7 protein-coding genes are annotated in these 7,023 nt (G+C 35.2%); 6 read left to right on the top strand and 1 reads right to left on the bottom strand.

What is annotated here, in order from left to right; genetic code table 11:
• The first annotated feature begins 113 nt into the window (after positions 1–113).
• The 6 genes from ACTH6U_RS17205 (at position 114) to ACTH6U_RS17230 (ending at position 5,607) form a co-directional block, all read left to right on the top strand.
• On the top strand, positions 114–425 hold the full coding sequence (locus ACTH6U_RS17205) for a DUF485 domain-containing protein (protein ID WP_336431029.1): 312 nt from the start codon (positions 114–116) through the stop codon (positions 423–425).
• Positions 422–2,071: a cation/acetate symporter ActP gene (actP, locus tag ACTH6U_RS17210; RefSeq protein WP_294110339.1), complete on the top strand. Its 1,650-nt coding sequence runs from the start codon at positions 422–424 to the stop codon at positions 2,069–2,071. The genes ACTH6U_RS17205 and actP overlap by 4 nt, the downstream gene beginning before the upstream one ends.
• Before the next feature lie 469 nt (positions 2,072–2,540).
• Positions 2,541–3,188: an RraA family protein gene (locus ACTH6U_RS17215; protein ID WP_441832722.1), complete on the top strand. Its 648-nt coding sequence runs from the start codon at positions 2,541–2,543 to the stop codon at positions 3,186–3,188.
• Positions 3,189–3,214: 26 nt separating this feature from the next.
• Entirely contained in the window at positions 3,215–3,742 is a 528-nt protein-coding gene (locus ACTH6U_RS17220; protein ID WP_441832720.1) for a prephenate dehydratase domain-containing protein, read from the top strand.
• A 25-nt stretch (positions 3,743–3,767) separates the two neighbouring features.
• Positions 3,768–4,166 (top strand): cupin domain-containing protein, encoded by a 399-nt coding sequence (locus tag ACTH6U_RS17225; protein ID WP_294110346.1) that lies wholly within the window; start codon positions 3,768–3,770, stop codon positions 4,164–4,166.
• A gap of 43 nt (positions 4,167–4,209) precedes the next feature.
• The gene (locus ACTH6U_RS17230; RefSeq protein ID WP_441832721.1) at positions 4,210–5,607 is read left to right on the top strand and encodes a 3-deoxy-7-phosphoheptulonate synthase class II; all 1,398 of its coding nucleotides are present in this window, start codon (positions 4,210–4,212) and stop codon (positions 5,605–5,607) included.
• 85 nt (positions 5,608–5,692) lie between these two features.
• Here ACTH6U_RS17230 and ACTH6U_RS17235 read toward each other — a convergent pair whose 3' ends face one another.
• Positions 5,693–6,121 carry a hypothetical protein gene (locus tag ACTH6U_RS17235; protein ID WP_294110350.1) on the bottom strand — a complete coding sequence of 143 codons (429 nt, stop codon included), beginning with the start codon at positions 6,119–6,121 and terminating at the stop codon, positions 5,693–5,695.
• Positions 6,122–7,023 lie beyond the last annotated feature (902 nt).

Below are 7,023 nucleotides of genomic sequence, written 5' to 3' on the forward strand. Positions count from 1 at the left end.
GCGACAAGCGAACGAATCACGAGGAGCATACACAAGTATGTGACTCGTGTGAGTGAGCGCAGCCAACAAAGCTGCAACTTGAAGTATAACGAGTATAACAGAGGAGAACTCTGATGAATGCTACTGCTTACGAAAAGGTAGAGAATAACCCTCGCTTTAAAGAACTGGTTAGAAAACGTAGTCGCTTTTCATGGCTATTATCAGCAATAACGCTAGCGCTATATGTTAGCTTTATTTTCCTCATCGCATTCGACCCAAGTTGGCTTGGCACACCTATAGCCGAAGGTTCTTATATCACAAGAGGCATTCCTGTCGGTGTTGGCCTCATTGTTATCTCTTTTGTCCTAACTGGGATCTACGTAATTCGAGCAAACGGTGAATTTGACCGCTTAACAGCTGAAATTTTACAAGAGGTAGAAAAATGAAAGTCTTCCCCTCTCTCGCTCTCTTTTTCACCTCATCAATCGCATCAGCAGATGCGCTAACCGGAGATGTTGAGCGCCAACCTGTTAATATTCAAGCAATCATAATGTTTTTATTGTTCGTCGGTTTTACGCTTTATATCACCTATTGGGCATCAAAAAGAACACGCTCGCGCTCTGATTACTATACTGCTGGTGGGAAAATAACTGGATTTCAAAATGGTATGGCTATTGCGGGGGATTTTATGTCTGCCGCTTCATTCCTCGGTATTTCCGCACTGGTTTATACCTCAGGATACGATGGGCTTATTTACTCCATTGGCTTTTTAATCGGCTGGCCTATTATCTTATTTCTCATCGCTGAGCGTTTACGTAACCTTGGCCGTTATACCTTTGCTGACGTAGCTTCATATCGATTAAAACAAAGGCCTATACGCATACTATCTGCGGTAGGGTCATTGGTTGTTGTCGCACTCTACTTAATTGCTCAGATGGTTGGAGCTGGAAAGCTAATCGAATTACTGTTTGGCCTAAATTATCATGTGGCTGTCGTTATCGTTGGCTTTCTAATGGTGCTATATGTTTTGTTTGGTGGAATGTTAGCCACTACATGGGTGCAAATCATTAAAGCAATATTATTGCTAGCCGGTGCGACATTTATGGCAGTTATGGTCATGAAACATGTCGGCTTTAACTTTAATACCCTGTTTAAAGAAGCTGTTGCGGTTCATAAAAATGGTATCGCCATTATGAGTCCAGGAGGATTAGTTTCAGATCCTATCTCGGCGCTATCTCTTGGTTTAGCTCTTATGTTTGGTACTGCGGGTTTACCACATATCATCATGCGATTCTTCACTGTGAGCGATGCAAAAGAAGCACGTAAGAGTGTATTTTATGCAACTGGGTTTATCGGTTACTTCTACATATTAACCTTCATTATTGGTTTCGGTGCTATTGTGCTTGTCGGTTCAAACCCGGCCTTTAAAGATGCAGCCGGCGCATTAATTGGTGGAACAAATATGGCCGCAGTACATCTTGCAGATGCGGTTGGTGGTAACTTCTTCTTAGGTTTCATTTCTGCCGTTGCTTTTGCCACAATACTCGCCGTTGTCGCAGGACTCACACTTGCCGGTGCTTCTGCGGTATCTCATGACCTTTACGCTATGGCAATGAAAAATGGTAAAGCAAATGAAAAAGATGAGCTCCGAGTGTCTAAAATTACCGTTGTTATTTTAGGCTTTGTTGCAATCGGTCTGGGTATTTTATTTGAAAAACAAAATATCGCCTTCATGGTTGGATTAGCATTCTCAATTGCAGCTAGCTGTAACTTCCCAATTATTTTACTTTCAATGTATTGGCGCAAGCTGACAACACGAGGTGCATTAGCGGGTGGTTGGTTAGGCCTGTTAACAGCGGTTGTTTTGATGATCTTAGGACCCACAATTTGGGTTGGTATTTTGCATCATGATAAACCTATTTACCCATATGAGTATCCTGCATTATTCTCAATGATCGTCGCATTCACAGCTTCATGGCTGTTCTCTGTGACTGATAATTCAGAACAAGGAAGAATGGAAAAAGAACGCTTCAGAGAGCAATTTGTTCGTTCTCAAATTGGTTTAGGTATCGAGAAGGGAAAATCACACTAAAAATTATTTTCCTCATACTCTTAAAAAACGACTCAATGAGTCGTTTTTTTATTTATAAAAACACCCTCGTTATTATGAACTTATAAACACTAACACCTACACATTAACCATGTGTAATTATTTTTTATTTAATTAAACACATATAAAGTAGAAACAATAAACATTATTATAAATAACAATATTTAATTAATGTGATTATTAATAAATTAAAAATAACATTAATCACCATAACTATATTATATTAAATAAAAATTTAAATCACAAAAATATAAATGGTATTTAATCTATAAATACCCATCATTATCATACAATTAACAATTATTAATTTAATTATATTTTTTTTAACCTTGATCATTTTAATATTTACTTCTATTAATTAAACGACTAAGAACCAATGCTTAAAAAAGGAAGTATTCATTATGTTTGAAAAATAAATTCAAATAAAATAGAGGAAATAAAGAAGATAAAAATAAGCACATCAACAATTATAGATATACTTGATGGGTTAAAATCCGGTGATGTTTTATCTCATCAATTATCATCGTTGAATAAGAACAATTATTACATTGTTGGGCAAGCTTATACTGTTCAATGGAAATTAGTTAAAAAAGGTAAGAACATTATCGAGAAGCAACCATCAACATGGGATCAAGTCCGTCAATTTTTGGTACCTGAGCTAAAATCAGCCGAAGGTTTAATATACATCGCAGGTGCTGGTGATTTAATTAAGCACGCAGCTTTAGCGGGTGGAATGAGCTGTACATATTTTCAAAAGCTCGGATTTAATGCCATTATTTTAGGTGGCGCCGTTAGGGATATTAATGAATTGAAAGATTTAGATATCCCTGTTATTGCGAGTAACATTACCCCTTCTGATACACAAGGCGCCTACTATGTAAGTGAAACAGGCACTAGCTGTCGAATTGAAGATAACACGATTTATACAGGAGATCTGGTTATTTCTGATCCAAACGGTACTGTCATTGTCCCATTTAATTTAATCGATAAAGTTATCGATGAAGCAATGATTATTAATAGCACTGAAAATACAATGTTAGAAAAAATAAAGTCAGGACAAAGATTGCCCGAGCTAATCAATCAAACAGGAAGAATATAATTTTATACTTATTATGAGGTAACACTATGTTTACCATCCATACATTAGGTCCTAAAGATACAAACTGTGAAAAGGCGGCTCATTTTTGGTTAAAACAAAAAAATTTAACTGGTAATGTTGTCCTTCATGAAACTTTAGAAGTTGCTGTAGAAAAAATAAAGAAAGATAATAATTGTATTTTACTTGGATGCATTGTTTACCCTTACTTACATAATATAGTTTTTAAAAATTTAAACTTATTAAAACTAACGGATTGTTTTGTTATGGACACTCATAACATGTTATTTGCAAGCCGATTTAATGATTTAAATAAAATAAATAAAGTCGGTTCTCATCCCGCACCAAAGGATTTAATTTCTGAAATAAAAAATTTAAATCCTAAAATAGAATCGATATTTTTTAATTCAAATAGTGAATCAGCGTTACAGTGCGCAAATGGCACTGTTGATGCATGTATTACAACGCTTAAAGCTGCTGAACGAAATAAATTAACCGTTTTACATGACTTTGGTCCCGTTCCAATGGGTTTTTCTATTCATTCTAAAATATACTAAATCTGAAATAATGTGAGGAAATAAAATGAGCCTTTATTTATCAAATGAAATGATCTCCTACGATATGGATTTACACCGCAACGAAGGTGAGGAAAGTAAAATAAAAGCCAAGTTTATACATGGTACAGGTTTTACTATCGCATTTTGGACATTTAAACCTAATGCAATCATTCCTGAACATGTTCATGAACATGAAACAGCAACAACAATATTAAAAGGTTCCCTAAGACTCACAGTCGATGGCCGAACAGTTTATTTACATGCGGGAGACTCTTTTATTATACCGTCTTGGGCAACCCATGATGCCGAAGCGCTAGAACCATCAGAAGTTATTGATGTTTACACACCTGTCAGAGAGGACTATTTAGCAAGGCAAAATGGCTCTGTTGAAACCTATTTGAACACCTCTCAACAAAAAAACTAGCTCTTCACAACCAAACTTGTAGCCTCAAGATTAAGGAAAAGATATGTTACTTTCTTATGACTATGACGTTATCACAGGAAGAAATGATAATATTCCGAAGAAGCTAGATAAATCCTTCACGAATAATACTCAACCCTCTTCATGGGAGCCATCCTCTTGGACGGAGTTTCCAATAGAGCAAGACCCTCTATACCCCGATAAATGCGCTTTAGATTACTTTCAAACACGTTTAAGGAATCACCCTCCGTTAGTGCTTGCTTCTGAAATAAGAAGCTTCAAAAAAATACTAGCTGCTGTTACTGAAGGTAAAGCATTTATCTTACAAGGTGGGGACTGCGCAGAATCCTTTGATAGCTGTAAATCCACGATTATCCGAGATTTAATTTATACCTTTAATCAAATGTCTGGCTTAATAAATCAATCAACTAAACTGCCTATTATAAAAGTTGGGAGAATTGCAGGTCAATATGCCAAACCTCGTAGTAACTCATTTGAAATAAAAGACGGTATTGAGCTCCCTAGCTATCGAGGGGAGATTATCAATGGGTTAGATTTTTCAGAAAAAAGCCGTACACCTGACCCGCAAAGAATGCTAAATGCCTACCATTACTCATCAGCAACGCTAAATTTAATTAGAGCGATAAATACCTCTGAGTCTCCTGAGCATCAATATAAATTAAATATAAAAGTGTATCCGGGTTCAACGGAGCAGCCACATTATATTTCCTTTCTTGAAGCGCTATATAAAACAGTCAATTATCTTTCCAATAAAGAGAATGTGACAAAACCAATTTACATCAGCCATGAAGCATTACTTCTTCCTTATGAAGAAGCAATGACAAGAAAGGATTCCAGTGATAACAAATGGTATAACTGCTCAGCACATATGGTGTGGGTTGGAGAACGTACTCGAGATATCAATCAAGCACATATTGAATACCTTAGAGGCATAGAAAATCCAATAGGAATTAAATGTGGGCCTAAAATGACAGGAGATACACTCATTAAGCTAATAAGTAAGCTTAATCCGAGTCAGGAAGCGGGTAAAATTATACTTATTGTCAGAATGGGTGTTGATGCTATCAAGGAGAAACTACCGCTTTTATTGGAGGCGGTGAAATATCATGGCTCACCTGTAATTTGGATGGTGGATCCAATGCATGGTAATACTAAGAGTGCTGAAAATGGATATAAAACTAGATATTTTTCCGATATTTATAATGAAGTTACACAATTCTTAACAATACTCAAAGCTTCACATATTCATCCAGGAGGATTACATCTCGAAATGACAGGACAAGACGTCACTGAATGCACGGGAGGATTACAAGAAATACAAGGAAATGATATCTCCTATAAATATCAAACTCTATGTGACCCACGATTAAATAGAATGCAATCTCTTGAGTTGGCTTATCTTTTTGGTAAAAATTGGCAGTAATAAATTGTGATTACTAAAAAAATTCAATCCCCTGCCATTATCGGCGGGGGATATCTAAATAAGACACAGTAATTAACGCTAAATATTATCTTGAATAATATTGTCTTTCAGATTCAACCCAATTATCAACTAGCATAAAAAAATGTTGAGGATCAGTCTGCTTTTCTTCACGTAATTTCTGGTACTCAGCTTTATTCTTAGGTATGTAGCGCGATAGTAGTTGGCTTAAAACAATCTCTTTTTCTGCAAAACGAGAACCAATTTTAAATTGTTTATATAATAAAGTAGTAACTATAGCGCTCAGAGCTAGCATACCTAAGCCAAGACTAAAGCTATAGTCAATCGCAAGAAAATTTCTAACTGTATTTAGTAATAAAAATGGCACAAAAAACATCACGAGCAATGACAGAATGATCGCACCATCTTGCCCATTATTGAATTCATTTTCTTGCTGTTTGTTTACAGATACTATTTGGTCAAAAACTTGATGATTAGCGCTTTTTATTTTTTTCATTTTATCCACCTTTGATAAACAAACAATCTTCATAATAAGTACAAAAGATAAAATTTTTGCACCTTTCTCATTTGTCTATTTTCCAGCTTATAGTGTTCATTTTATCCTACTGATGAGACTATCAATAAGTAAATTCCCTTTATAAAATGACAATATCGCTTAGAAAAACCACTATATGCAGTATAAACACAACTAAATGAAACATCAATTTAACAATTTTTATCTATTTTATGAAACATAAAAAGACCTATTTATAACAATTACACCTGTGATTGTATATCTACAAAACAGATAAATAACTTATTATTAATTGATATTCATAGCATTAGTTAGTCCAAAAGCATTTTATTGACCAAACTCAATGTGTTAAATGAAGATAAAAACAAAATTATTTAAGTGAAAATACAACAAGTAAATGTATATGGAGCATATCAGAATCATTATTATTATTAATATAAAAAAATATTTTCAGGCATGACCAATTTTATCATCAATACTTGGCTAAGTGCATGCTCACACTTCTTCCACTAAGTGAGCTGTTACTCACTACTTTATGTTGAGCGAATCCATTCACAGCCATAATGTTATTCACAATGTGAGCATAGCCAACTTCATCATCAATACACAACTAAGCACAAAACTCATACTGCTTCCACCAAGTGAGCTGTTACTCACTACTTTATGTTGGGCGAATCCATTCACAGCTATAATGTTACTCACAATGCGTGCATAGCCAATTTCATCATCAATACACAACTAAGCACAAAACTCATACTACTTCCACCAAGTGAGCTGTTACTCACTACTTTATGTTGGGCGAATCCATTCATAGCATTAATGTTAATCGCAATGCGTGCATAGCCAATTTCATCATCAATACACAACTAAGCACAAAACTCATA

It is taken from the genome of Providencia sp. (assembly GCF_052096715.1).
Lineage (GTDB): Bacteria > Pseudomonadota > Gammaproteobacteria > Enterobacterales > Enterobacteriaceae > Providencia.